Genomic DNA, 873 nt, shown 5'->3' with positions numbered 1-873 from the left:
GCCATCACCGTTCGGCAGGTGGGAGAGATGTACGGCATGGAGCCCGACCGCCATGGCATGGTGTGCTGTCCGTTCCATTCCGACAGCGACCCCAGCATGAAGCTGAACGACAACTATTATTATTGCTTTGGCTGTGGAGCCAACGGAGATGCCATCGACCTCACCGCCAAGCTGTTCGACCTGAACCCCCGGCAAGCCGCCGAGAAGCTCGCTCACGACTTCGGGCTTGACCCGGACAAGCCGCCCGCCAATGCCATTGCCCTGCCGCCGCCCAAGCGTGGCCTGACGGACGAGCAGTGGGCAGACATCGCCTACTGCCTGCGGGTGCTGACCGACTATCTCGACCTGCTGCACGACTGGCGAGAGCGTTACAAGCCCGCCAGCCCGGAAGAACCGCTGGACGAGCGGTTCGTGGAAGCCCTCCACATGACCGAGACCATCGAGCACCTGACGGACTGCGTTGCATTCGGAACGCCCCAGCAGAAGGCCGATGCCGCTGCACGGCTGCTGTCCGGGTCGTACCTGCTGATGCTGGAGGAGCGCACCGACCGGCTTACTCTGGCAAAGTGCGCCTAATAATTTATTCACCTGAAGTGTCAGGTCTCACCGTGAGACCCACCACTTCACTTTTTTAAAGGAGAACCACCCTATGAAGAAAAACATTTCCCGCAACCCCTTATGGCCGGACTGGTACAACGGCAAGAAGATCGATGAAGTCCAGTTTGGCCGTGCCTTTCTGGAACAGTGGCCGCTGAAATGCGTCAACGGAACGCTGTACACGCTGGACGGCCCGGTGGAGGACGAGAGCGAGATCAAGCAGCGCATCTTGGAGAACATCGAGGAATATGTCACCTCCGGCCTGTCCAAAAAGGT

At 59.5% G+C, this 873-nt stretch carries 1 protein-coding gene and 1 pseudogene; both read left to right on the top strand.

Annotated features, from left to right (window positions below):
* A partial coding sequence (locus AAAU26_RS00205) for a CHC2 zinc finger domain-containing protein (protein ID WP_349180850.1) occupies positions 1 to 576 on the top strand: 576 nt, incomplete at its 5' end.
* 73 nt (positions 577 to 649) lie between these two features.
* Positions 650 to 873: pseudogene (locus AAAU26_RS00200) on the top strand (DNA primase family protein); the annotation flags it as partial.

Origin of the sequence: Faecalibacterium longum (assembly GCF_040094125.1) — a bacterium.
Taxonomy (GTDB): Bacteria; Bacillota; Clostridia; order Oscillospirales; family Ruminococcaceae; genus Faecalibacterium; species Faecalibacterium longum.
Note: the sequence above shows the minus strand (reverse complement) of the source record. Positions and strands in the feature narration are given on the sequence as shown.